Raw genomic sequence first — 24,935 nt, forward strand, 5'->3', positions numbered from 1 at the left:
CACGGTCAGTGCTGGCACTTTTTCGATGGCCAAGAAAAACCCCGGCCTGGGCCGGGGTTTGTCATCACTCGTCGAGGAAGGAGCGTAGATGCTCGCTTCTGGTCGGGTGGCGCAACTTGCGCAGCGCCTTGGCTTCAATCTGACGAATCCGCTCACGGGTTACGTCGAATTGTTTGCCGACCTCTTCAAGGGTGTGGTCGGTGTTCATGTCGATACCGAAACGCATGCGCAGCACTTTGGCTTCGCGTGCGGTCAGGCCGCCCAGAACATCACGAGTCGCTTCCTTGAGGCTCTCGACGGTAGCTACATCGATTGGCGACTGCATGGTCGAGTCTTCGATGAAGTCACCCAGGTGCGAATCTTCGTCATCACCAATCGGCGTCTCCATGGAGATTGGCTCTTTGGCGATTTTCAGCACCTTGCGGATCTTGTCCTCAGGCATCTCCATACGCTCGCCAAGCTCTTCCGGGGTCGGTTCGCGACCCATTTCCTGCAACATCTGCCGGGAAATACGGTTGAGCTTGTTGATCGTCTCGATCATGTGCACCGGAATACGGATGGTGCGCGCCTGGTCGGCGATCGAGCGGGTGATGGCCTGACGAATCCACCAGGTGGCGTACGTCGAGAACTTGTAACCACGACGGTATTCGAACTTGTCGACCGCCTTCATCAAGCCGATGTTACCTTCCTGGATCAGGTCGAGGAATTGCAGGCCACGGTTGGTATACTTCTTGGCGATCGAAATCACCAGACGCAGGTTGGCCTCGACCATCTCTTTCTTGGCGCGACGGGCCTTGGCCTCGCCAATCGACATGCGACGGTTGATGTCCTTGATTTCGGCAACGGTCAGACCGGTTTCGTTTTCAAGGTCTACCAGCTTCTGCTGGCAGGCAACGATGGCATCGTTCTTTTCGCCCAGCGCTGCAGCCCACTTGGTGCTGCGCTTGGAGAGGTCACCGCTCCAGGTCTGGTCGACTTCGTTGCCCGGGAACAGGCGCAGGAAGTCTGCACGCGGCATGCGCGCATCACGTACGCACAGCTGCATGATTGCGCGTTCTTGCTGACGCAGACGGTCCAAGGCACCACGAACGCGCTCGACGAGCACCTCGAACTGCTTGGGCACCAGCTTGATCGGCATGAACAGCTCGGCCAGAACCTGCATCGCGCCAATGCTTTCGGCATGGCTGCGACCGTGCTTCTTGAGCACTTTGAGGGTAATCGCGAGTTGGTCGGACACGGCGCCGAAGCGCTGCTGGGCGAGGACTGGGTCGGGACCGCTTTCGGTCTCTTCCTCTTCCTCGCTGTCGTCTTTCTCTTCGTCCTCTTCCTCGTCGTCCTTGGCAGCAGCGGCGTTTTTGGCGCCTAGCTGCGGAGCTTCTTCGGACGGCGTGGCGATATTGTCGTCAGGGTCGATGTAACCGCTGAATACGTCGGACAGGCGACCACCTTCGGTGGTGACGCGGGTGTATTCGCCGAGGATGTAGTCGACAGTACCCGGGAAATGGGAGATAGCCCCCATGACCTCACGAATGCCTTCTTCGATCCGCTTGGCGATTTCGATCTCGCCTTCGCGGGTCAGCAGCTCGACAGTACCCATTTCGCGCATGTACATGCGCACCGGGTCGGTCGTGCGGCCGATATCGGTCTCGACAGCAGCCAGTGCTGCGGCGGCTTCTTCGGCTGCGGCCTCATCAGTGTCGGCTTCCGCCAACAACAGGGCATCCGCATCCGGAGCAGTCTCGAATACGTTGATCCCCATGTCGTTGATCATGCGGATGATGTCTTCCACCTGCTCTGGATCTGAAATATCCTCAGGCAGATGGTCGTTGACCTCCGCGTAAGTCAGGTAGCCCTGCTCACGACCGCGGGTGATCAACTCTTTGATACGAGATTGCTGTTGCGCTTTTCCGGACATAACACCCTATCCACTGAAGGTCTTGGCGGGCAAAAAAACAAGCCGAGGATTATACCCGAATAAGGGCCTCACGCGCCAGATGAGGTCGGGTTTTGTGCAGGAACTTTGCGGCTCAGCAGGGCCAAAAGCTGAGATTTTTCCTCTGGACTCAAGTCACTTTGACGCGCTTTGCGCATCAGATGTTCCAGGCTGCGCTCGCGTTGGCGGGCGGATAAGCTAGTAATGGTGTCGAAAAACTGTTGTTCAAGGTTATCGGCATCGATCAGCCATTCCTTTTCTGCCAGGGCGCGCAATAAACGGCCCTGGTCAGTGCCGTGCCAGCGTGCAATCAGTTGCATTGAGCTTAGCTTAGGATTCTTCTGTGCAGCTTCGATCAGCGAAATCAACAGCTGGTTGTACACATGCTCTTCATCGGCGAAGTGGCTGGCGTCTTCGACCTTGCCAGCCAGCAGCGGGTAATGCAGCAGTGTGCGCAAGGCCGACAGCGTTGGCGGTTCGACCGGCGCCGGCACCCTTGGCGGCGCCTCGCGCTGGCCATCCCGTTGCCAGGGTTTGCCGCCTTTCTTGTCCCAGGGTTTTTTCTCCCACTGCTTCTTGCCGGCGCCCTTGTTCGGCGTCCATGGCCGCTGCTCTTGCTGCGCGCCGTAGTCGGGCTGGTGCGCGTCGGCATAGTCGGGGGTGTAGCTGGCCATGGCGTCGTAGTCGAAGCCTGGGTCGTAATCGGGCACGCTGGCCGCCGGCGCGTTCTGCGTCAGTTGCTCGACCTGCTGAGTATCCAGCCCGGTGATTTCCTTGAGGCGGTTGCGCATCAATTGGCGCAGGTTCGCGCCGGGGACTTTTTCGATCAACGGTGCAGCCAGGGTCGCCATATGCGCCTTGCCTTCCAGTGAGCGAGGATCGGCTTCGTTGCTCAATTGCTCGAAAAAGTAATCCGCCAACGGTTGCGCGTGCTGAATGATGCGCGCGCGGAACGCGTCGGTGCCTTCGGCGCGGACCAGGCTGTCCGGGTCTTCGCCTTCGGGCAGGAACAGAAAGCGTGCGCGGCGACCGTCCTGCAGGCTCGACAGCGTCGACTCCAGTGCACGCCAGGCTGCCTTGCGACCGGCCTGATCGCCGTCAAAGCAGAACAGCACGCTCGGCACGACCCGGAACAGGCGCTTGAGGTGCTCTTCGCTGGTGGCAGTGCCGAGGGTCGCTACGGCATTGCGCAGGCCTTGCTGAGCCAGGGCGATGACGTCCATGTAGCCTTCGACGACGATGATTTCGTCGAGGCTGCGGTTGTGCTTGCGCGCTTCATACAGGCCGTACAGCTCCTGGCCTTTGTGAAATACCGGGGTCTCCGGCGAGTTCAGGTACTTGGGCTTGTCGTCACCCAGCACGCGGCCGCCAAAGGCGATGATCCGGCCACGGCTGTCGCGGATCGGGAACATCACCCGGTCGCGGAAACGGTCGTAGCGCTTGCCACTTTCGGCGTTCTCGATCAGCAGGCCGGCATCGATCATGACCTTTTGCTGCAGGCTGTCGGCACCCAGGTGCTTCATCAGGTTGTCCCAGCCGGGCGGGGCGAAGCCCAGGCTGAAATCACGGGCGATTTCGCCGGACAGGCCGCGGCCCTTGAGGTAGTCAACGGCCGCCTTGCGCGTCTGATGGCTGCGCAGCGCCTGGCGGTAGTATTCGGCGGCAGCTTCCAGCAAAGGGTACAGCGGCGAGTCGGTCGGTTGACGGGGCTTGTTGCCACGCCGGCCTTCTTCGCGCGGAACTTCCATGCCGGCACTGCGGGCGAGGTCTTCGACGGCCTGGGGGAAGTCCAGGTTGTCGTGGTCCATGACGAAGCCGAGCGCGTTACCGCCGGCGCCGCAACCGAAGCAGTAATAGAACTGCTTGTCGGGGCTGACCGTGAACGACGGCGATTTTTCTTTGTGGAACGGGCAGCAGGCGGAGTAGTTCTTGCCGGTTTTTTTCAGCTGGACGCGCGAACTCACCACGTCGACTATGTCGGTGCGGTTAAGCAGATCGTCAATGAAGCTCTGGGGAATCAGCCCGGCCATGGCAGTCTCGTCATCGTGCAGTCGGCAAGTCTAATCGCTAACGCAAGGGTGCGGGAATGATGGGTGCGGTGCGATGCAGTGAGGGTCAAGCGGGGGGAGTGTGCGCGTCGCCAGCCACAAGGGCTCGTCAGACAGGGACGGCACGCCTGGTCGCGAGGACCAGTTCTGACGTGTGTTACGGTTGCCGGCTGCTCTAGGTAGCTGGCGCCTCGGGCTCGCGCCTGAGGTTTGAAGCTGCTGCTGCCAACTGCCCGGGGTTAGCCGGGCAGGGCAGAAGCTTTGCGACGAACGTCTGTATTAGTACAGGCGAACGGCGCGGCGCTGTTCGCGCTGCACTTTCTTCGCGTGACGCTTGACTGCAGCAGCAGCCTTGCGCTTACGCTCGGAAGTTGGCTTTTCGTAAAACTCGCGGCTACGCACTTCAGCCAGTACACCGGCTTTTTCGCAGGAGCGCTTAAAACGACGCAGAGCTACGTCGAAGGGTTCGTTCTCTTTTACTTTGACGGCTGGCATCCAGGGCTACCTTCGTTCGTTACCGGGGTAGACGTGCTCCTGACAAAAATAAAGATGCGCTGGAGAACGTCGGTTTTCAAGGGTTGCGGATGTTAACGCTAAGCTGACCGGAATGCAAAGCCTCTGATCGAAAACCGCTGGTCGGCACTCGGCACGGGGACTATCATGCGCGCCTTCGAATTCAGCCTAAACAAGGCACAGACCCATGCTAGTACTGGGATTGGAAACATCCTGCGATGAAACCGGCGTCGCATTATATGACAGTGAACGCGGTTTGCTCGCTGATGCACTGTTCAGTCAAATCGACCTGCACCGCGCCTACGGCGGCGTTGTGCCCGAGCTCGCCTCGCGCGATCACGTCAAGCGCATGCTGCCGTTGATCCGCGAAGTGCTGGCGGATGCCGGCGCAGTGGCCAGCGATATCGACGCAATCGCCTACACCGCAGGCCCGGGCCTGGTCGGTGCGCTGCTGGTGGGCGCCTCCTGCGCTCAGTCGATGGCATTTGCCTGGGATATCCCGGCAATCGGCGTGCATCACATGGAAGGCCACCTGCTCGCGCCGATGCTTGAAGAGCAGCCGCCGCAGTTCCCGTTCGTCGCTTTGTTGGTGTCTGGCGGCCATACGCAGCTGGTTCGGGTCGATGGTATCGGCCAGTACCAGTTGCTCGGCGAGAGCCTGGACGACGCCGCCGGCGAGGCCTTCGACAAGACTGCCAAGCTGATCGGCCTGAATTACCCCGGCGGCCCGGAAATCGCCCGCCTGGCCGAGCAGGGTGTGCCGGGGCGCTTCACGTTCCCACGGCCGATGACCGACCGCCCTGGGCTGGAATTCAGCTTCAGTGGCCTCAAGACCTCAGCGCTGAACACCTGGAACAAGTGCCGTGATGCCGGTGACGACACCGAGCAAACCCGTTGCGACGTGTCGCTGGCGTTCCAGCAGGCGGTAGTCGACACTCTGACCATCAAGTGCAAGCGCGCCCTGCAGCAGACCGGCCTCAAGCGCCTGGTGATTGCCGGCGGGGTCAGTGCCAATACCGCGTTGCGCGCATCGCTGGAAGGCATGCTCGCCTCGATCAAGGGCAGTGTTTACTACGCGCGTCCGCGCTTTTGCACCGACAACGGCGCGATGATCGCCTATGCCGGTTGTCAGCGTTTGCTGGCCGGGCAGCAGCAGGATCTGGCGATCAGCGTGCAGGCGCGCTGGCCGATGGAGCAGTTGCCGCCGATCTGATCGGTTTTTTAAAGGGTTGGGGCGGCGTCAGAAATGCCGTTCGCGGCCAGCGAACAGGTCGCGCAGGTTGCGTCGATGGCGCCAGACGATGAGTAGCGTCAGCACACTCATCGGCAGCAGCGCCGCCGGCTCGCGCCAGGCCAGCAATGGCAGGGTCAGCGGAGTGGCGATCAATGCGGCGAGCGAGCTGGTGCGGGTCAGGTAGAAGGTCACCAGCCAGGCCGTGATAGCCACCAAGGCAGCTGGAGTGTACAGGGCCAGGAGCACGCCGGCGGCAGTGGCTACGCCCTTGCCGCCACGGAAGCGAAAGTACACCGGGAACAGGTGGCCGATGACCGCGCACAGGCCGATCCAGGCTTGCTGTTGCAGACCCAGCCCGGCTTGCTCGGCCAGCAGCACGGGCACGATGCCCTTGCACAGGTCGCCCAGCAGGGTCAGGATCGCCATCTTGCGCCCAGCCAGGCGCAGCATGTTGGTCGCCCCGGCATTGCCCGAACCGCTTGAGCGAGGGTCGGGGTTGCCGCTGAGGCGGCTCAGAACAATGGCAAAGGACAGCGAGCCAAGCAGGTAGGCGAGCATCGCCAATAACCAAAACATGCTAACTATTCCGGGCGAGGACGCCTTGATTCTAACGGCGCCAGTCGCCCTTGTCGTGCTGTGGAGAGAAGTGCTTGGACAGAGTGTTCATCGAAGGCCTGGAAGTCGATACGGTAATCGGCGCCTACGACTGGGAGCGGGAGATTCGCCAGTGCCTGCGCCTGGACCTGAGTCTGGCGTGGGACAACCGCCCTGCGGCCGCCACGGACGACCTCAACCTGGCCCTGTGCTACGCCACCATCACGGCGCGCATTCAGGCCTTTGCCGAACAGGCGCGGTTCGAACTGGTAGAAACCTTCGCCGAGCGCCTGGTCGCGCTGTTGATGGCCGAATTCAATATCCCCTGGATACGCCTGAAGCTGACCAAGCCGGGCGCGGTGCCGGCGGCCCGTGGTGGTGTCGGCGTGGAGATCGAGCGCGGATGTCTCTGAGCACGGTATATCTGGGGCTGGGCAGCAATGTCGAGCGCGAGCGGCACTTGTGTGCAGGCCTCGACGCGCTGGCCAGCTTTCTCGGCGACATGCGTTGCTCGGCAGTATTCGAAAGCCAGGCGGTGGGGATCAAGAGTGGTCCGTTCTACAACCTGGTGGTGACCGGGCAAACCGACCTGCCGCTGCTCGAGCTGGGCCGTCGGCTGAAGTTGATCGAGGCGGAAAACGGCCGCTACGCGCCTGAGCGCAAGGGCTTGCCGCTGGATATCGATGTGCTGATGTATGACGATCTGCACGGTAGCTTTGATGGCCTGGAATTGCCGCGGGCGGAGATTCTGAAAAACGCCTTTGTGCTGCTGCCGTTGTCGCAGATCGCGCCGCAGCTGGTCCATCCCGGTGAGGGCAAGCGCATGGCCCAGCTATGGCAGGACGCCAACATCGATCAGATATTGGCACCTGTGCCGTTCGAATGGCGCGGCTTGCAGTTGACCCGGACTTGAGCTGCAGTCACAACGGCATTCAGCGCTGGGTATAGGCTTCGAGTGCCGACAATCGCTGGGCTTTGACCGCCTCGCCCAGCGCTTGCCCGGTCAGGCCTTGCTGGACCAGGTCTTTTACTTCTACGGCTTTCGCGGCTGCAGCTGCCCCGCGCAGGTAGGCACTCTGCGAGCAGTCATGCAACGAGTGTCCATGGGCAATCATCTCGCAGACTGCCATGAAGTCTTCCAGGCGCTGCGGACGGCGATAGATGTCGAACTTCTGCAAAATATCGAGCAACGTGCTGGCATCCAGCGCTGCTGCCTGCTGGTAGTGATGCTGCCATTCGCCCACCAGGGTGGCGAGTTCCTGGCACTCGCGGGGTGCCTTGAAGCGTTGGTTGACGGCTTTGATGGCCGCACCCAGATCATGGGTCAGGCAGGCCCAGCGTACGTGCAGTGGCTGGTCATGGGCTGCGGCGTGGGCCAACACGGCCAAGGTGGTCTGGCCGCGTTTACCTGGCGTGGCAAACAGCGAATCCAGCTCGGGTAGCAGCTCTTTGAGCGCGCCGCAGGCCAGCAGCACTTCAATGAATACCTGTGGCTGATCTTCCATCAGGGCCCGTTCGATCTCCTTCCAGCTGCGTTCGGCAGTCAGCGCCTGCAGTTCACCGGACTCGGTGATCTGGCGCATCAACTCAAGCGTCTGGGCGGCCACCGTGAAGCCCAAAGCGGCATAGCGCGCAGCGAACCGCGCAACCCGCAGCACGCGCAGGGGATCTTCGGCGAACGCCGGGGATAGATGGCGCAGGATGCGCTGTTCGAGGTCACTCTGGCCGTTGTAGGGATCGTATAGGTTGCCCTGCAGGTCTTCGGCCATGGCATTGATGGTCAGATCGCGGCGGATCAGATCTTCTTCGAGGGTAACGTCGGGGCTGGCGTGAAAGGTAAAGCCGCCATAGCCGCGTCCGCTCTTGCGTTCGGTGCGCGCAAGTGCGTACTCCTCGCCGGTTTTCGGGTGGATGAAGACCGGGAAATCAGCACCGACCGGGCGATAGCCCAGCGCTTGCATCTGCTCGACAGTTGCACCCACTACCAGCCAGTCGACATCGCTTACCGGCAAGCCCAGCAGGCGGTCGCGCACGGCGCCGCCGACTTTGTAAATCTGCATGTAGAACCTCCATAGCTGGCGACAGGATACCCTGTCGACAGCAATGGCGGTGGCTGGGCTAGAGGTGGTGGATCACCGCCAGGTCCATCCGGCCATAGTCGCCGGGGTCGCCGTGCTCACCGCGTGGCGGCATGTGATGGGTCTTCATGATCTGGTCACCTTGCACGGTCTCCAGATGGATATCGAAGCCCCACAAACGGTGCAGGTGCTTGAGGACTTCTTCGGTGGAGTCGCCCAGTGGTTTGCGGTTGTGCTGCTGGTGGCGCAGGGTCAGCGAGCGGTCACCGCGACGGTCGATGCTCCAGATCTGCACGTTCGGTTCGCGGTTGCCGAGGTTGTACTGCGATGCCAGTTGTTCGCGGATGGTGCGGTAGCCGTCTTCGTCGTGGATTGCAGGCACCAGCAGGTCATCACGCTGGTCGTCGTCAAGGATGCTGAACAGCTTCAGGTCGCGGATTACCTTGGGTGACAGGTACTGCAGGATGAAGCTCTCATCCTTGAAACTGCTCATGGCGAACTTGATGGTCGACAACCAATCGCTGCCGGCAATTTCAGGGAACCAGCGGCGATCTTCATCGGTTGGGTGTTCACACATACGCCGGATGTCGACGTACATGGCGAAGCCCAGAGCATAGGGGTTGATGCCGCTGTAATACGGGCTGTCGAAGCCGGGCTGGAACACCACACTGGTGTGCGACTGCAAAAACTCCATCATGAAGCCTTCGGTGACCAGGCCTTCGTCGTACAAGTCATTCATCAAGGTGTAATGCCAGAAGGTTGCCCAGCCTTCGTTCATCACCTGGGTTTGGCGCTGTGGATAGAAGTACTGGGCAATCTTGCGCACGATGCGCACCACTTCACGCTGCCAAGGCTCGAGCAATGGGGCGTGTTTCTCGATGAAATAAAGGATGTTCTCCTGCGGTTCGGCCGGGAAGCGCGCGTCGTCGCGGTCGTTGCCCTTGTCGGCGCCTTTGGGGATGGTCCGCCACAGGTCGTTGATCTGGCGTTGCAGGTGCTCTTCACGATCCTTTTGCCGGCGGCGCTCTTCCTCGGCGGAAATCGGGTAGGGACGTTTGTAGCGGTCCACACCGTAGTTCATCAAGGCGTGACAGGAGTCGATCAGGTCTTCCACCGCGTCGATGCCATGGCGCTCTTCACACTGGGCGATGTACTGCTTGGCGAACACCAGGTAATCGATGATCGAGCTGGCATCGGTCCAGGTGCGGAACAGGTAGTTGCCCTTGAAGAAGCTGTTGTGGCCGTAGCAGGCGTGAGCAATCACCAGTGCCTGCATGCACATGGTGTTTTCTTCCATCAGGTAGGCGATGCATGGGTCGGAGTTGATCACGATCTCGTAAGCGAGGCCCATCTGGCCCCGACTGTAGGACTTCTCGGTGCTGAGGAACTGCTTGCCGTAGGACCAGTGGTGGTAACCGAGCGGCATGCCGATCGAGGCATAGGCATCCATCATCTGTTCGGCAGTGATGACCTCGATCTGGTTGGGGTAAGTGTCCAGCGCGTAACGCTCGGCCAGCCGACCGATTTCACGGTCGTAGGTCTGGATCAGGTCGAACGTCCACTCGGACCCGGTGGAAATCGGTTGGCGTCTCTGTGCTCTGGCGGTCATGTGGCTAACCTGCGCTGGAAGAGTTCACGGAAGACCGGATAGATATCACCGGCCGAGACCAACTGCTGCTGGGCAAAGGTATCCGGGAACGAATCGCCGATGCGCTCGTACTCGTACCACAGCGCCTGGTGCTCACGTGGGGTAATTTCAACGTAAGTGTAGTACTGCACATGCGGCATGATCTGCTTGGAGAGGATCTCGCGGCAGATCGGCGAATCGTCGTTCCAGTTGTCCCCGTCCGAAGCTTGCGCGGCGTAGATATTCCAGTCGTTGGTCGGATACCGTTCGGCCATGATCTCCTGCATCAGTTTGAGCGCACTGGAGACGATGGTGCCGCCGGTTTCGCGCGAATAGAAAAACTCTTCTTCGTCGACTTCGCGGGCACTGGTGTGGTGACGGATGAACACCACGTCGATGCGGTCGTAGTTCCGCTTGAGGAACAGATACAACAGGATGAAGAAGCGTTTGGCGATGTCCTTGGTGGCCTGGGTCATCGAGCCGGACACGTCCATCAGGCAGAACATCACCGCCTTGGAGCTGGGGCTGGGCTGCTTGACCAGCAGGTTGTACTTGAGGTCGAAGGTGTCGAGGAAGGGCAGGCGGTTGATCCGCGCGCTCAAACGCTGGATCTCGGCTTCGACTGCCTGGATATCGGTGAAATTGTCCGGCTCTTCGACTTTCAGTCGTGCCAGCTCCGCCTTGGCCTCGCGCAACAGGGCGCGGCTGCTGCCGGTCAGGGCGATGCGCCGGGCATGAGCCGAGCGCAGGGTGCGGATGATGTTGATGCGTGCCGGGTTGCCTTCGTTGCTGATCCCGGCGCGGACGGTCTTGTAAGTCTCGGTGCCGGTCAGCTGGCGTTTGACCAGGTTGGGCAGCTCGAGATCCTCGAACATGAACTCGAGAAACTCTTCCTGAGTGATCTGGAATACGAAGTCGTCCATGCCATCGCCGGAATTACCCGCTTTGCCACGTCCGCCGCCACCGCCGGCGCCGCCTTGCGGCCGCGCGATGTGTTCACCGGCGGTGAATTCCTTGTTGCCTGGATGGACCACGGTCTGCTTGCCGCCGCGGCCATGATGAAGCACCGGTTCGTCGATATCACGCCCGGGGATGCTGATTTGTTCGCCGTGCTCCATGTCCATGATGGAGCGACGACTCACCGCCTCTTCGACGGCCTTCTTGATGTGGTCACGATACCGGCGCAGAAAACGCTGGCGGTTGACCGTGCTCTTGTTCTTGCCGTTCAGGCGTCGGTCGATTACGTAGCTCATGGTCTCTCCGCTGACAACAGCTGCAGGCTTGAAGCTGCACGAAACAGCCACCACCAGTACCGCAGGCTGTGGCGCAGCGTCGAAACGGTGCGCTGCACAGCGTGCGGTCTGGGCCGTCTAGCTAGCCGCTTACTGCGATTTCCTGACCCGCAGGTACCATTCCGAAAGCAGGCGCACCTGCTTGTCGGTGTAGCCACGCTCCACCATCCGAGTGACGAAGTCGTTGTGCTTCTGCTGGTCCTCTTTGCTGGCCTTGGCGTTGAAGCTGATGACCGGCAGCAGGTCCTCGGTGTTGGAGAACATTTTTTTCTCGATCACCACCCGCAGTTTTTCGTAGCTGAGCCAGGTTGGGTTCTTGCCGTTGTTGTTGGCGCGGGCGCGCAACACGAAGTTGACGATCTCGTTGCGGAAGTCCTTCGGATTGCTGATGCCGGCCGGTTTCTCGATCTTTTCCAGCTCCTCGTTGAGGGCAATCCGGTTGAGGATTTCGCCGGTTTCCGGGTCGCGATACTCCTGGTCCTGAATCCAGAAGTCTGCATACAGCACATAACGGTCGAAGATGTTCTGGCCGTACTCGCTGTAGGACTCGAGGTAGGCGGTCTGGATTTCCTTGCCGATGAACTCGATGTAGCGCGGTGCCAGGTACTCTTTGAGGAAGCGCAGATAGCGTTCACGCACCTCGGCCGGGAATTGCTCCTGCTCGATCTGCTGCTCCAGTACATACAGCAGGTGCACCGGGTTGGCCGCTACCTCGTGGGCGTCGAAGTTGAACACCTTGGACAGGATCTTGAACGCGAAGCGGGTCGACAGACCGTTCATGCCCTCGTCGACACCGGCCGAATCGCGGTACTCCTGGATCGACTTGGCTTTCGGATCGGTGTCCTTGAGGTTCTCGCCGTCGTAGACGCGCATCTTCGAGTAGATGTTGGAGTTTTCCGGCTCCTTAAGGCGCGACAGCACAGTGAACTGGGCCAGCATCTTCAAGGTATCGGGCGCGCAATGCGCCTTGGCCAGCGAGCTGTTGAACAGCAGCTTGTCGTAGATCTTGATCTCGTCACTGACGCGCAGGCAGTACGGCACCTTGACGATGTAGATCCGGTCGATGAACGCTTCGTTGTTCTTGTTGTTACGGAAGGTGTGCCACTCCGATTCGTTGGAGTGAGCCAGCAGGATGCCGGAGTAGGGGATCGCCCCCAGTCCTTCGGTACTGTTGTAGTTACCTTCCTGAGTAGCTGTCAGCAATGGGTGGAGGACCTTGATCGGCGCCTTGAACATCTCGACGAATTCCATCAGACCCTGGTTGGCCCGGCACAATGCGCCCGAGTAGCTGTAGGCGTCGGCGTCGTTCTGCGGGAACTCTTCGAGCTTGCGGATATCGACCTTGCCGACCAGTGCCGAGATGTCCTGGTTGTTCTCGTCACCGGGTTCGGTCTTGGCCACGGCGATCTGATTGAGGATCGACGGGTACAGCTTGACCACCTTGAACTGGCTGATGTCGCCCCCGAACTCAGCCAGTCGCTTGGTCGCCCAGGGCGACATGATGGTGTTCAAATAACGCCGTGGGATGCCGAAGTCTTCTTCGAGAATGGCGCCGTCTTCTGTCGCATTGAACAGACCCAGCGGCGACTCGAAGACCGGCGAGCCCTTGATCGCATAGAACGGTACTTTTTCGATCAGTTGCTTGAGCTTCTCGGCCAGCGACGACTTACCGCCACCCACCGGGCCGAGCAAATAAAGGATCTGTTTCTTTTCTTCCAGGCCCTGCGCAGCATGGCGGAAGTAGGAAACGATCTGGTCGATGCACTCTTCCATGCCATGGAAGTCGGCAAAGGCCGGATAGCGCCGGATCACCTTGTTGGAGAAGATGCGCGACAGCCGTGAGTTGGTGGAAGTATCGATCACCTCCGGTTCACCGATGGCCAGCAACAGCCGTTCGGCCGCCGAGGCGTACGCGCTGCGGTCCTGCTTGCACAGCTCCAGGTATTCCTGCAGCGACAGTTCTTCCTGACGGGTTGACTCGAAACGTTGTTGGAAGTGGCTAAAAATACTCATGACGTCACCTCGCTCGATACGTGGAGCCGACGCCGGATCAATCAGTTGATGCTGGCAGCTGCCGGATTTCGCCGGCCGCTGTGTACCCCCCAGAACACCCTTGAAGCGCTACCGATGACCCGCACGCCGGTGTACCGGCTCTCCCCTTTTTGGATGGCCTGAGCTTAAGAGTAGTTGGTTCTGCGCAAGGGCAAGGGCGCTAGGCCGAGAAGTTTGCCGCGACCGTTCGTCAGGTCTGGCGCAGCCCGCACGGGGCGCGGGCTGCAGGCTAGTGAAAATTTATTCGGCGGAGCTGGTAGCGGTCTCGGCGGGGTAGGTGTTGCGCCACAGTTCAAAGCCGCCATCAAGGCTGTAGACGTCGGAAAAACCTTGGCCAATCAGGTACGCGGCAGCGCTCTGGCTGGAGTTGCCGTGGTAGCAGACCACCACGGTAGGCTTGTCCAGATCGGCGGCGCGAATGAAGTCGCTGATCGAGTGGTTGTCCAGGTGCTGAGCGCCATCGATGTGGCCAGCGGCGTAGGCTTGCGGGTCACGGATGTCGACCACGACTGCACCTTGCTCGCGCAGGGCCTGGGCCTGCTCGGGAGGGATGCGCTTGAATTCGCTCATGGCGAGGTTCCTTCTGGGCTGATCGTTGAGTTTAGCTGACTGACCGGCGGGCGCGGGGTCCCGTCGTCGGCGCAGTCACAGCGGTGCATTTCGCCACTGTCGACGTTGTACAGGGTCATCGCGCCGCCCCACACGCAGCCGGTGTCCAGCGCTACTACGCCAGGGGCGTCGGCTTGCCCTTCGAGGGCGGCCCAGTGGCCGAAGATGATCTGCACATGCCGGGAGCGGCGGTCTTTGTGCGCGAACCAGGGCTTGTAGCCCTTGGGTGCAGTGTCCAGGCCTTCTTTGCTTTTCAGGTCTAGTTTGCCTGCGGCGGTGCAGAAGCGCATGCGGGTGAAGTAGTTGGTGATCACGCGCAGGCGATCGACCCCGCTGAGGTCCTTGCTCCACTTGTTCGGCTCGTTGCCGTACATGCCGTCCAGATAGAGTTTGAGTCGGGTGTCGTCGCGCAGTATCTGCTCTACCTCGGCAGCCAGTTCAAGGGCTTTGCCCAGGGTCCATTGAGGTGGGATACCGGCATGCACCAGGGCAACGCCGCGCTGCTCGTCGTAATGCAGCAGTTTTTGCCGGCGCAGCCAGTCGAGCAACTGATCGGCATCTGGCGCCTCGAGAATCTCGCGCAGGGTGTCGCTTTTTTTCAGGCGCTCGACGTTGTGCCAGGCCGCCAGCAGGTGCAGGTCATGGTTACCCAGCACGCACACCAGCGAATCGCGCATGGCGTACAGGTAACGCAGTGTTTCCAGCGATTCGGGGCCGCGGTTGACCAGGTCACCGACCAGCCACAGGCGGTCGACAGCTGGATTGAAGCGCACACGTTCGAGCAGGCACTTGAGCGGCTGCAGGCAGCCTTGCAGATCACCGACGGCGTACACAGCCATCAGTGCAGCGACCCAGGTACAGCCAGGCGGAAGGGGGCAATGGCGGCATCGAAGCGCTTACCGTCTTCGGCGAACATCTGGTAGCTGCCCTGCATGGCACCGACGCGGGTGCTGATCACCGCACCGCTGCTGTAGGTGTGGCTCTGCCCAGGCGCGATCAGCGGTTGCTGGCCCACCACACCGGCCCCGCGCACTTCTTCGACTTCGCCGTTGCCATTGGTGATCAGCCAGTGCCGTGACATCAGCTTGGCTGCGACCGTGCCGCTGTTCTGCACGGTAATGGTGTAGGCGAACGCAAAGCGCTCGTTGTCGGGGTCGGACTGTTCTTTGAGGTAGCGGGTGACGACGTTAACGTCGATCAGGTATCGAGGGTCGGACATGCAATGGCCTTGAGCAAACACGCGATTACGGCAATGCATGCAGTCTAGGCTATCGGCGGGGCGGGAGGCCAGTCGTGTCGCAGCGGAGGTGCTTCAGCGGGTGTAGCGGCCTGGGCGCAAATGGCTACACCCAGGCCAGGCCGGTACCGTTGTTACGCGGCGCTCTGTTCGGCCAGCTTGTCGGCCAGACGCACGAACGCAGCCAGGTCGAGCTGCTCGGGGCGCAGGCTGCCATCGACGCCGGCGGCTTCGATCTGTTCATTGCTGAGCAAGGCCTTGAGCGTGTTGCGCAGGGTCTTGCGGCGCTGGTTGAAGGCTTCGCGCACGACGCGCTCGAGCAGCAGGTGATCCTTGGCCGGGTGCGGCAGGACTTCATGCGGGACCAGGCGCACGATCGCCGAGTCGACCTTCGGCGGCGGGTTGAACGCGCCAGGGCCGACGTTGAACAGATGTTCGACCCGGCAGTGGTATTGCACCATGATCGACAGCCGGCCCCAATCGCCGCCGCCAGGCCCTGCGGCCATGCGCTCGACCACTTCCTTTTGCAGCATGAAGTGCATGTCGCGGATCAGTCCGGCGTGGCTGAGCAGGTGGAAGATCAGCGGCGTAGAGATGTTATACGGCAGGTTGCCGACCACTTTCAGGCTGCCGGCTGGAACACCCAGCTGGTTGAAGTCGAACTTCAGCGCATCGCCTTGATGTAGACGGAAATTGTCGTTGCCGGCGAACTTGTGTTGCAGGATCGGCACCAGGTCCTTGTCCAGCTCGACGACGTCCAGTTGCGCGCCGCTGCTCAGCAGGCCTTCGGTGAGGGCGCCCTGGCCTGGTCCGATTTCCAGCAGGTGCTCGCCGGGCTTGGCGTGGATGGCGCGCAGGATGCGGTGGATAACACCGGCGTCATGCAGGAAGTTCTGGCCGAAGCGCTTGCGCGCGCGGTGTTGGTATTGCTCGTTCATTTGCGGTTCTCGGCCATCTGATAGGCGGTGTGTAGCGCGACGCGCAGGCTGCCGGTGTCGACCTGGCCGCTGCCGGCGAGGTCCAGGGCGGTGCCGTGATCGACCGAGGTGCGGATGATCGGCAAACCCAGGGTGACGTTGACCGCCGCGCCAAAGCCCTTGTACTTGAGTACAGGCAGGCCTTGGTCGTGGTACATCGCCAGCACCGCGTCGCAGTGCTGCAGATATTTTGGGGTAAACAGGGTATCGGCCGGCAGCGGGCCGCGCAGGTCCATGCCTTCGTTGCGCAGGCGCTGCAGTGCAGGCTCGATGATGTCGATTTCTTCGCGGCCCAGGTGGCCGCCTTCGCCGGCATGCGGGTTGAGGCCGCAGACCAGGATGCGCGGGTTGGCGATGCCGAACTTGTCGCGCAGGTCGGCATGCAGGATGCGCGTAACCCGCTCGAGGCGTTCAGCGGTGATTGCGTCGGCAATCTCGCGCAGCGGCAGATGGGTGGTTACCAGGGCAACGCGCAGGTCGCCGGTGGCGAGCATCATCACCACTTGTGCGGTGTGGGTCAGTTCGGCGAGAAACTCGGTATGCCCGGAAAACGGGATACCGCTCTCGTTGATCACGCCCTTGTGCACCGGCGCGGTGATCATCCCGGCAAAGCTGCCATCAAGGCAGCCGTTGCCGGCGCGGGTCAGGGTCTGCAGCACAAATGCGGCGTTGGCCTGATCGAGCTGGCCGGCCACAGCCGCTGTCGCCAGCGGTGTATCCCAGACATACAGGCTGCCGACCGGTGCTGGTTGCTCGGGCCAGTTGCCCGGCGCGACTGTCAACAGGTCGACAGCCAACCCCAGCTGGGTGGCCCGCTCGGCGAGCAGGTCACGGCTGGTGATGGCAATCAGGGGGTGGGGCTGGGCTTCGCTGGCGAGCAGCAGGCACAGGTCGGGACCTATGCCGGCCGGCTCGCCGGGAGTAACGGCGAAGCGCAGGGGCTTCACTGGGCGGCCTGGTCGGCGCCAGGCAGCTTGATCTCAACGTAGGCTTCGTCGCGGATCTGGCGCAGCCAGGTTTGCAGCTCTTCGTCGTATTTACGGTTGCGCAGCACGCTCAGGGCTTGCTGTTCACGGGCCTGGTCGGTGCTGTCAGTGGCGCGGCGGCCCATGACTTCAAGCACATGCCAGCCGTACTGGGTACGGAACGGACGGGTCACTTCACCCTGTTGGGCGCGGGCCATTTCTTCGCGGAACTCAGGCACCAGGCTGTTCGGGTCGACCCAGTTGAGGTCGCCGCCGTTGAGTGCCGAGCCCGGGTCTTCCGAGAAGCTCTTGGCCAGGGTGGCGAAGTCTTCACCGTTCTTGATCCGCTCGTAGAGCTTCTCGGCCAGTTGCTCGGTGGCCGCGTCGCTGCGGATCTCGCTTGGCTTGATCAGGATATGGCGCACGTGCACTTCATCACGCAGGACGTTTTCGCTGCCACCGCGCTTCTCTTCCATTTTCAGGATGAGGAAGCCGTTGGGGATGCGAATCGGCTGGGCGATCTCGCCGTTGCTGAGGCCGCTGAGCATCTTGGCGAACTCAGGTGGCAGTTGACCGGCTTTACGCCAGCCCATGTCGCCGCCTTCGAGGGCGTTTTCGCTGGCCGAACGGGCGATGGCCATCTGCGCGAAATCTGCGCCTTGCTTGAGCTGCTGGTAGACCTGGCCGGCTTGCTGAGCGGCCGCCTGGATCGCTGCCGAGTTGGCGCCTTCCGGGGTCGGGATGAGGATGTTGGAGAGGTGGAACTCTTCCGACAGCTGCATCTTGCCCTGATCGGAGGCGAGGAAGTTTTTCACTTCCTGCTCGGACACCTGAATCCGCTCGGCAACCCGGCGCTGGCGCACGCGGCTGATGATCATCTCGCGTTTGACCTGCTCGCGAGCATCGTCAAACGACAAGCCGTCACGACGCAGCGCGGCCTGGAACTGCTCCAGCGACATGCCATTGCGCTGGGCAATGGTGCCGATGGCCTGGTTCAGCTCTTCGTCGGTGATGCGGATGCCCGAGCGTTCGCCAATCTGCAGTTGCAGGTTTTCGACGATCAGGCGTTCCAGTACCTGTTGGTCCAGCGCGCCAGGCGGCGGCATGCCGCCGCCACGCTTGGCGATGGTCTGTTCGACCTCACGTACACGTTGGTCCAGTTGGCTCTTCATGACCACGTCGTTGTCGACGATGGCCACCACGCTGTCCAGCGGTTGTGGCGCAGCATGCGCCACGCCGGTCAGCAGTGCGGCGCCCAGCATCAGCGGGCGCAGACGATCAATAAGCTTGGTCTTCACGAGTACGATAACCTTGAATGCCTTGGTCGAGGAAAGATTCGACCTTGTTGCCCACGACGCCACCGAGCCCTTTCAGGACGATTTGCAGGAAGATGCCGTGGTCGCCTTTTTCGTTCTGCGGAATTGCCTGGCTGAAGTCGTCGTAGTCGATCCAGTAACGGTTGATCAGACGCAGCTTCCAGCAGCAGTTGTCGTACTCGAACCCGCCCATGGCTTCCAGGGTACGGTTCTGGTTGTAGTCGTGCTGCCAGCGCGCGATGGCGTTCCATTGCGGCACGATCGGCCAGATCACCGAGAAGTCATGCTGCTTGATCTTGTAGTAGTCCTTGACGTAGTTCGGCTGCCCTGGGGTGCCATAGTCGCCGCCGCCTACCTGCCAAGTGCCGGTCAGCGAGTCGTAGCGGACCAGGTCGTTGCGGTAGCGGTAGCCAGCGTTGATGATCTTGTTCGGATTATCTTCCGGCTGGTAGTGGAACATCGCGCTACCCGAACGTGGGCTGCGGGTGTCCGGATCCCAGTTGTAGTCGGCATTCAGGCGCCAGTCGCGGTTGAAGGCGAACATGTATTCGAATGCGTACGGCGAGACGTTCGATTTCGAGTCCTGGCGGGTGCGCCAGTCGATGCCTGGCATCTGCACCTTGCGGTCGGCGAAGTAAAGGGCCTGGCCGACACTGACGCGCTGACGCTCGAAGCCGTTGTCTTCGATCCAGCGGTTGGTCACGCCCAGCGACAGCTTGTTCTCGTCGCCAATCCGGTCCGAGCCAGTGAAGCGGTTGTCGCGGAACAGCGAGGAGTAATTGAAGTAGCTCTCGCCTGAGTCGAACACCGGAATGTCTTTCTGATCTTCATACGGAACGTAGAGATAGAAGAGGCGCGGCTCGAGAGTCTGACGGTAGTCCTTGCCGAACCACTGGGTATTGCGGTCGAAGTACAGGCCGCTGTCGACGCTGAAGACCGGTACGTTGCGGTCTTGAGTGCCCGAATACTGCCCTCGGATATACTCAGTTCCATTCGCGGCGGCTCTCGCGAGGCCCGTTTGAATGTCGCTTTTACCCTTGCCATCCAGATCGAGATCGTAACGGGTATAGACGTACTTCAACTTCGGTTTGACATAACCGTAGCTCGCTTCAATCGGCAAGCTGATGGCTGGAGCGAAGTTCAAGCGTGTACCGTTGGCGCGAGCCAGACCTGAAACGTTTTCATCCAGCCGACGGCCAGCGATACCGCCGACCGATGTGTCTGGGTTACCGTCTTTGTCACGCACGAAATCATCTTTCAAATCACGATCGAAGCGCACTGCCTCGGCGTCATAAGACAGATCGAAGCCGCCCGGATGGTACGGCAGCATGCCGTTGATGGTCAGCTGCGGCAGCTTGTCGTACGGCGTTATTTGCGAAATGGTGGCCAGCTCGTAAGCCTGTGCATTCAGGCGCGCAACGTAGCTGTCGCCACGGTAGGTGAGCGCACCTTGCTGGTTGACCACATCACCGGACTCGACGCCGATCTGCTCCGACTCCAAGTCTTGGTAGTAGAACGGATCGCTGATCTTGGTGTAATCGACTTCCGCCATCAGGCGATCATCAAGGCCACCGCGGTGCTGCCAGTTGATCATGTAGCGATCTTTCTGGTAGTCGGTCTGCTTCTCGCGATCGTTGCTTTCGTCGTTCAGGTAGGCGCCGCCGAACTGACCTTCGCTGGACTTGGTCAGGTAGCGGAATTCGCCTTCGACCATCATGCCGCGTTTGGCCATGTAGCGCGGGTACAACGTGGCGTCGTAGTTCGGCGCCAGGTTGAAGTAGTACGGCGTGACCAGCATGAAGCCGGTGTCGCTGCTGGAACTGAACGACGGCGGCAGGAAGCCGGACTGGCGACGGTCATCGATCGGGAAGTAGATGTACGGTGTGTAGAACACCGGGAAATCCTTGACCCGCAGGGTGACGTTGGTCGCAGTACCGAAGCCCGTGGCCGGGTTCAAGGTAATGTTGTTGCCCTTCAGCTGCCAGGCGTTGCTGTTCGGCTCACAGGTGGTATAGGTACCGTCCTTGAGGCGAATGATGGCGTTTTCGGCGCGTTTGGCGTACAGGGCGTTACCGCGAATGCGCGATTTGTGCATCACGTATTCGGCGTTGTCGACCTGGGCTTCACCGGTGTCGAGCTGGATCTGCCCGGCATCACCGACTACCAGCGCCCCGTTGTCACGGATCTTGACGTTGCCCTTGAGCTCGCCACGGTTTTCGGCCTGGTAAAGGTTGGCTTCATCAGCCTCGACCTGCATGCTGCCCTGGCGCATGACCACGTCACCGGCGAGGGTAGCGATCTGCTGCTCCTGCTGGTACTTGGAGACCTTGGCATTGATGTAGGTCGGCGACTCGTCCTTGGGCGTGGTGTCATCCATGCCGGGGCGGGTCGGCTCGATGTAGGCACCGGCGCAGTACGGACCGGTCTCGGCCAGTTGGGCAGCCGTGAGCTTGTCGCGCGGGACCCAGTCGAGGTGACTGTAGTCTTCGCTGCGCGTTTTCAGGCCGCGGCCCTTGCTCTCGGTAACCAGCATTGGCGCGGGTTCGCCGTCGACGGTGGCTTGTTCAGCCTTACCTTCGCCGGTCGAACTGAGCGCTGCGCCATCATGCACAGGGCGTGGTGGCAGGCTGTTGGCTGGTGTCTTGGGCTTGCAGTCCCAACCACCGGAGGCGGACACTTGGCAGTCAAACTGCTCGGCTGCCACCACGTACGAGGTGGCCAGTGGTTGCAGTACCAGCAAACTGCCTGTTACCAGCAACGGAAACTTTCTACGAAACGTGGGGGATTTCAATGCCATCTTATTAGTCCGGGCTTCCTGCGTGCCATCTGCCCGCGTGTGGGGCCGCACGCCTCTCGATGGTCTGAAAAAGATGCTGGATAATAAAGCATGACCCGCTTGACGGCTAGGGCCGTCGGAGACCCTTGTAATGCCCGAACACGATCTTCGTCTAGAACTGCTCCAGGCCTGGCTCCAGGAACAACTGCTCAACCTGTTTCAACGCAACGGCTGGGGCGACGTGCCAGCAGGTACGCTGACCGCCGCCAGCAGTGACGCGAGCTTCCGCCGCTACTTCCGCTGGCAGGCCGGCGAGCGCAGTTTCGTGGTCATGGATGCGCCGCCGCCGCAGGAAAATTGCGCGCCGTTCGTTGCCATCGATCATTTGTTGGCCAGTGCCGGCGTGCACGTGCCGACCATTCATGCGCAAGACCTGGCGCGAGGCTTCCTGCTGCTGGGCGATCTGGGCCACCAGACATACCTGGACATTATTAACCCGGACAACGCCGACGGCCTGTTCGCCGACGCCATCGACGCCCTGCTGGCCTTGCAGCGGCTGCCGTTGGACGCAGCGCTGCCGAGCTACGACGACGCCTTGCTGCGCCGTGAGCTTGAGCTGTTTCCTGAGTGGTATGTGGGCCGCGAGCTGGGCGTCAGCCTGAGTGCCGAGCAGCAGGCCAGCTGGCAGCGTGTCAGCCAGCTGTTGATCGACAGCGCGCTGGCCCAGCCAAAAGTGCTGGTGCACCGCGACTACATGCCGCGCAACCTGATGCACAGTGAGCCCAACCCTGGCGTGCTGGATTTTCAGGATGCGGTCTATGGCCCGGTCACCTATGACATCACCTGCCTGTTCAAGGACGCCTTCCTCAGCTGGCCGCAAGCGCGGGTTGAAGGCTGGTTGGGTGATTACTGGGAGAAGGCGCGGGTTGCCGGCATCCCGGTGCAGGCTGAGTTCGAGGCGTTCCACCGCGCCAGTGACCTGATGGGCGTGCAGCGCCACCTCAAGGTCATCGGTATTTTCGCGCGCATCTGCCACCGCGACGGCAAGCCGCGCTACCTCAGCGACGTACCACGCTTCTTTGTTTATATAGACGAAGTGATCGCGCGCCGGCCGGAGCTGGCAGAACTGGGCAGCTTGATCGCACAACTGCAGGCGGGCCGATGAAGGCGATGATTCTGGCCGCAGGCAAGGGCGAGCGCATGCGCCCGCTGACCCTGCACACCCCGAAACCGCTGGTGCCGGTCGCCGGCCAGCCGCTGATTGAGTATCACCTGCGCGCGCTGGCGGCTGCCGGTGTGACCGAGGTGGTAATCAATCATGCCTGGCTCGGCCAGCAGATCGAAGACCACCTCGGCGATGGCAGCCAGTTCGGCCTGAGCATTCGCTACTCGGCCGAGGGCGAGCCATTGGAAACCGGCGGCGGTATCTTCAAGGCGCTGCCGCTGCTCGGTGATGCGCCGTTCATTCTGGTTAACGGCGATGTCTGGACCGATTTCGACTTTAGCCGTTTGCGCGCGCCGAGCAAGGCGTTGGCCCATCTGGTGCTGGTGGATAACCCCGGGCACCACGGCCGTGGCGATTTCCGCCTGCAAGGTGAGCGGGTGATCGATGGCGACGATACTCCAGGCACGCTGACTTTCAGTGGGGTGTCAGTACTGGACCCAGCGTTGTTCACAGGTTGCCAGGCGGGCGCGTTCAAGCTTGCGCCGCTGCTGCGTGCGGCGATGGCGCAGGGCCAGGTCAGCGGCGAGCACCATCAGGGCCATTGGGTCGATGTCGGTACGCTCGAGCGGCTCGCCGAAGTCGAGCGCCTGATCGGCGAGCGCGCCTGACATGTGGTGGCCGAGCACAGTGATTGGTGCCGGGGCAGGCTTTGCAGTGGCCAGTATTCCTGGTGCACTACTGGGAGCCTTGCTGGGTCAGGCCATGGACCGGCGTTTGCGCCTGCAGAGTTGGGCGGACTGTCGCGAGCGCCTGAGCGGGCGCCCGCCGTTGCGTGATGATGAGCTGTTGTTTGTATTGCTTGGGCGTTTGGCCAAAAGCGACGGCCGGGTGGCGCCTGGGCATATTCAGCAGGCGCGTCAGGAGATGGCCCGCTTGGCGCTGGCCGAGCCGGCGCGGTTGCGGGCGATTGCCGCGTTCAATCGCGGCAAGGCTGGCAAGGACCGCTTCAGCCATCACCTGCAACGCATCAAGCAACAGCCGCACGCTGCCGAAGGCACCTTGCGCGCCTGTTGGCGGATGGTCTGGGCCGATGGCCGGGCCGGCGTCAATGAGCGTGATCTGGTGCTGGCCTGGGGGCAACAGCTGGGCCTGAGCCGGCGCGAGGCGCAGGCGCTTTCGCTTGAGTACGAGCCGCGTAAAACCGGGGTTGAGGGCAGCACGCTGACCTACGCAGGCGCGCTGCGTTTGCTCGGCGTAGCCGCCGATACCGAGGCCGATCAGGTCAAGCAGGCCTACCGGCGCCTGCTCAGCCGCCATCACCCGGACAAACTGGTTGGCAACGGCGCCAGCGAGGCGCAGGTGCGCCAGGCAACCGAGACCACCCGCGAGCTGCACCAGGCCTACGCACTGGTGCGCAAGCGCCGCGGTTTGTAGCGACGGCCAGGGTTTATTCCTGCGGACTGAGCCAGCCGCGTACGCGGCGGAACAGTTGCTCCTGCTCTGCTGCCTTGTTGCCGGGCATGGCGATCAGCGACAGCTGCCGATACTGGCTGCCTGGCTGACGCTTGCTGGCCTGCAGGCGCAACTGCGCGGCGCGCTGGTCTGCGCTGCGGGTGGCAAAATACAGGTCGGCAACCGGCACCTTCAGCGTGGGCGTCAGGCTGAGCAGATCATGCTCGACCCGCGCCGGCGTCTGCGCCGCCACCATCACTAGTTTCTGCACCTGCGGCGGCTGCTTTTCGCTGAGGTAACGCGCTGCCCAGTAGGCGCCACTGCCGTTGCCGAGCAGGACGATGCTGCGCGCTTTCTGGCTGTGGGCGTAGGCCACGGCGGCGTCCAGGCGGGCGAAGATACGCTCGGCGTCGGCCTGATCGTTCTGTTCGCTGGCGTCGACCGCATCGGTGCTCTGCGCGGTATCGGGGTCGGCTGCGGTGGCCTGGGCGACGTTGGCGTTGGCATCGACCGGGGTGTCCTGCACTGCAGCAACCTCGCCGTTGGCTTTCTCGGCGGGCGCCGCTGGTGTTGCCTCGACCCGCGCCTGCGGGCTGTCGGCAAGCAGGTCAGGCAAGCTGATGCTCAGGCTGTGCCAGCCAGCATCGGGGAATTTGCTGCGCAGCGGGCCGACCGTACTGGGCCAGTCAGCGTTCTCGCCGGCGCCGGGGAGGATGATCAGCGCGCCTTGCGGATTGCTGTCGTTGGCCGGCTTCCACAGGGCCAGAAAGCTGTCGCTGCCCGCCTGCAGCATCTGCTGCTCGGCCTTGGGCACGCGCCGTTCGAGTGCTTGCGCGTCTTCCTGGCTGCGTTCGAGCAACACCGGGCGCACAATCGGCGCGGCGGCTGCATCGGCCGGAGCGGCAGGTTCGGCAGCGGTCGCCTGGGCTGCCAGCGGCAGGAGTGAGCTGAGGCAGATCATTGCCAGCTGCGTGCGATAAAGTGTCAACATGAATCAACCCAAAGCCAGAATGATACCGGCAGCCTAATAGTATTTGTCCGCGACGGCCACGGCTGGTGGTCGCGCT

22 protein-coding genes are annotated in these 24,935 nt (G+C 61.7%); 6 read left to right on the top strand and 16 right to left on the bottom strand.

Annotated features, from left to right (window positions below):
- Positions 1–64: 64 nt before the first annotated feature.
- From rpoD to rpsU, 3 genes are all read right to left on the bottom strand, one after another.
- A complete protein-coding gene (gene rpoD / locus FW789_RS23100) occupies positions 65–1,915 on the bottom strand; it encodes an RNA polymerase sigma factor RpoD (RefSeq protein WP_101322402.1) in 1,851 nt (616 codons plus the stop codon).
- Between the two features lie 68 nt (positions 1,916–1,983).
- On the bottom strand, positions 1,984–3,963 hold the full coding sequence (gene dnaG / locus FW789_RS23105) for a DNA primase (RefSeq protein ID WP_150571166.1): 1,980 nt from the start codon (positions 3,961–3,963) through the stop codon (positions 1,984–1,986).
- Between the two features lie 297 nt (positions 3,964–4,260).
- On the bottom strand, positions 4,261–4,476 hold the full coding sequence (rpsU, locus tag FW789_RS23110) for a 30S ribosomal protein S21 (protein ID WP_002551877.1): 216 nt from the start codon (positions 4,474–4,476) through the stop codon (positions 4,261–4,263).
- A 205-nt stretch (positions 4,477–4,681) separates the two neighbouring features.
- On the opposite strand from rpsU, the gene tsaD reads away from it, so the two are divergent.
- Entirely contained in the window at positions 4,682–5,707 is a 1,026-nt protein-coding gene (gene tsaD, locus FW789_RS23115) for a tRNA (adenosine(37)-N6)-threonylcarbamoyltransferase complex transferase subunit TsaD (RefSeq protein WP_186700416.1), read from the top strand.
- A gap of 27 nt (positions 5,708–5,734) precedes the next feature.
- Here tsaD and plsY read toward each other — a convergent pair whose 3' ends face one another.
- Entirely contained in the window at positions 5,735–6,304 is a 570-nt protein-coding gene (plsY, locus tag FW789_RS23120) for a glycerol-3-phosphate 1-O-acyltransferase PlsY (protein ID WP_446432099.1), read from the bottom strand.
- A gap of 74 nt (positions 6,305–6,378) precedes the next feature.
- Here plsY and folB point away from each other — a divergent pair, with 74 nt between their 5' ends.
- Positions 6,379–6,735 (top strand): dihydroneopterin aldolase, encoded by a 357-nt coding sequence (gene folB / locus FW789_RS23125; protein ID WP_101322398.1) that lies wholly within the window; start codon positions 6,379–6,381, stop codon positions 6,733–6,735.
- Positions 6,726–7,235, top strand: a complete 510-nt coding sequence (gene folK / locus FW789_RS23130; RefSeq protein WP_186700414.1) for a 2-amino-4-hydroxy-6-hydroxymethyldihydropteridine diphosphokinase — start codon at positions 6,726–6,728, stop codon at positions 7,233–7,235. The genes folB and folK overlap by 10 nt, the downstream gene beginning before the upstream one ends.
- Before the next feature lie 19 nt (positions 7,236–7,254).
- Here folK and FW789_RS23135 read toward each other — a convergent pair whose 3' ends face one another.
- The 11 genes from FW789_RS23135 to FW789_RS23185 form a co-directional block, all read right to left on the bottom strand.
- Positions 7,255–8,382, bottom strand: coding sequence for a multifunctional CCA addition/repair protein (locus FW789_RS23135; RefSeq protein WP_446432100.1), 1,128 nt, complete (start codon positions 8,380–8,382; stop codon positions 7,255–7,257).
- 58 nt (positions 8,383–8,440) lie between these two features.
- Positions 8,441–10,009: a SpoVR family protein gene (locus tag FW789_RS23140; protein ID WP_101322395.1), complete on the bottom strand. Its 1,569-nt coding sequence runs from the start codon at positions 10,007–10,009 to the stop codon at positions 8,441–8,443.
- Positions 10,006–11,280, bottom strand: coding sequence for a YeaH/YhbH family protein (locus FW789_RS23145; protein WP_101322394.1), 1,275 nt, complete (start codon positions 11,278–11,280; stop codon positions 10,006–10,008). Before FW789_RS23145 ends, FW789_RS23140 begins: the two co-directional genes overlap by 4 nt.
- Before the next feature lie 129 nt (positions 11,281–11,409).
- Positions 11,410–13,332 (bottom strand): PrkA family serine protein kinase, encoded by a 1,923-nt coding sequence (locus FW789_RS23150; protein ID WP_103435196.1) that lies wholly within the window; start codon positions 13,330–13,332, stop codon positions 11,410–11,412.
- A 279-nt stretch (positions 13,333–13,611) separates the two neighbouring features.
- Complete coding sequence (gene glpE, locus FW789_RS23155) at positions 13,612–13,941, bottom strand: thiosulfate sulfurtransferase GlpE (RefSeq protein WP_101322392.1); 330 nt, start codon at positions 13,939–13,941, stop codon at positions 13,612–13,614.
- Positions 13,938–14,819, bottom strand: coding sequence for a symmetrical bis(5'-nucleosyl)-tetraphosphatase (locus FW789_RS23160; RefSeq protein ID WP_446432101.1), 882 nt, complete (start codon positions 14,817–14,819; stop codon positions 13,938–13,940). Before FW789_RS23160 ends, glpE begins: the two co-directional genes overlap by 4 nt.
- Entirely contained in the window at positions 14,819–15,199 is a 381-nt protein-coding gene (apaG, locus tag FW789_RS23165; protein ID WP_103435194.1) for a Co2+/Mg2+ efflux protein ApaG, read from the bottom strand. Before apaG ends, FW789_RS23160 begins: the two co-directional genes overlap by 1 nt.
- 152 nt (positions 15,200–15,351) lie before the next feature.
- A complete protein-coding gene (rsmA, locus tag FW789_RS23170) occupies positions 15,352–16,155 on the bottom strand; it encodes a 16S rRNA (adenine(1518)-N(6)/adenine(1519)-N(6))-dimethyltransferase RsmA (protein ID WP_101322389.1) in 804 nt (267 codons plus the stop codon).
- Positions 16,152–17,141 carry a 4-hydroxythreonine-4-phosphate dehydrogenase PdxA gene (pdxA, locus tag FW789_RS23175; protein ID WP_446432102.1) on the bottom strand — a complete coding sequence of 330 codons (990 nt, stop codon included), beginning with the start codon at positions 17,139–17,141 and terminating at the stop codon, positions 16,152–16,154. The genes rsmA and pdxA overlap by 4 nt, the downstream gene beginning before the upstream one ends.
- Positions 17,138–18,457 (bottom strand): peptidylprolyl isomerase SurA, encoded by a 1,320-nt coding sequence (gene surA / locus FW789_RS23180; protein WP_103435193.1) that lies wholly within the window; start codon positions 18,455–18,457, stop codon positions 17,138–17,140. The genes pdxA and surA overlap by 4 nt, the downstream gene beginning before the upstream one ends.
- Positions 18,438–21,272: an LPS-assembly protein LptD gene (locus tag FW789_RS23185; protein WP_446432103.1), complete on the bottom strand. Its 2,835-nt coding sequence runs from the start codon at positions 21,270–21,272 to the stop codon at positions 18,438–18,440. The genes surA and FW789_RS23185 overlap by 20 nt, the downstream gene beginning before the upstream one ends.
- Before the next feature lie 130 nt (positions 21,273–21,402).
- On the opposite strand from FW789_RS23185, the gene FW789_RS23190 reads away from it, so the two are divergent.
- The 3 genes from FW789_RS23190 to FW789_RS23200 are packed head-to-tail and all read left to right on the top strand — an operon-like array spanning position 21,403 to position 23,850.
- Entirely contained in the window at positions 21,403–22,416 is a 1,014-nt protein-coding gene (locus tag FW789_RS23190) for an aminoglycoside phosphotransferase family protein (RefSeq protein WP_446432104.1), read from the top strand.
- On the top strand, positions 22,413–23,084 hold the full coding sequence (gene murU / locus FW789_RS23195; protein ID WP_103435190.1) for an N-acetylmuramate alpha-1-phosphate uridylyltransferase MurU: 672 nt from the start codon (positions 22,413–22,415) through the stop codon (positions 23,082–23,084). Before FW789_RS23190 ends, murU begins: the two co-directional genes overlap by 4 nt.
- 1 nt (position 23,085) lies before the next feature.
- Positions 23,086–23,850 carry a TerB family tellurite resistance protein gene (locus FW789_RS23200; protein WP_103435189.1) on the top strand — a complete coding sequence of 255 codons (765 nt, stop codon included), beginning with the start codon at positions 23,086–23,088 and terminating at the stop codon, positions 23,848–23,850.
- Between the two features lie 13 nt (positions 23,851–23,863).
- Here the strand turns inward: FW789_RS23200 and FW789_RS23205 are convergent, their stop codons facing one another.
- Positions 23,864–24,859 carry an alpha/beta hydrolase family protein gene (locus FW789_RS23205; protein ID WP_446432105.1) on the bottom strand — a complete coding sequence of 332 codons (996 nt, stop codon included), beginning with the start codon at positions 24,857–24,859 and terminating at the stop codon, positions 23,864–23,866.
- Positions 24,860–24,935 lie beyond the last annotated feature (76 nt).

It is taken from the genome of Pseudomonas sp. 1121_17, from assembly GCF_052850745.1.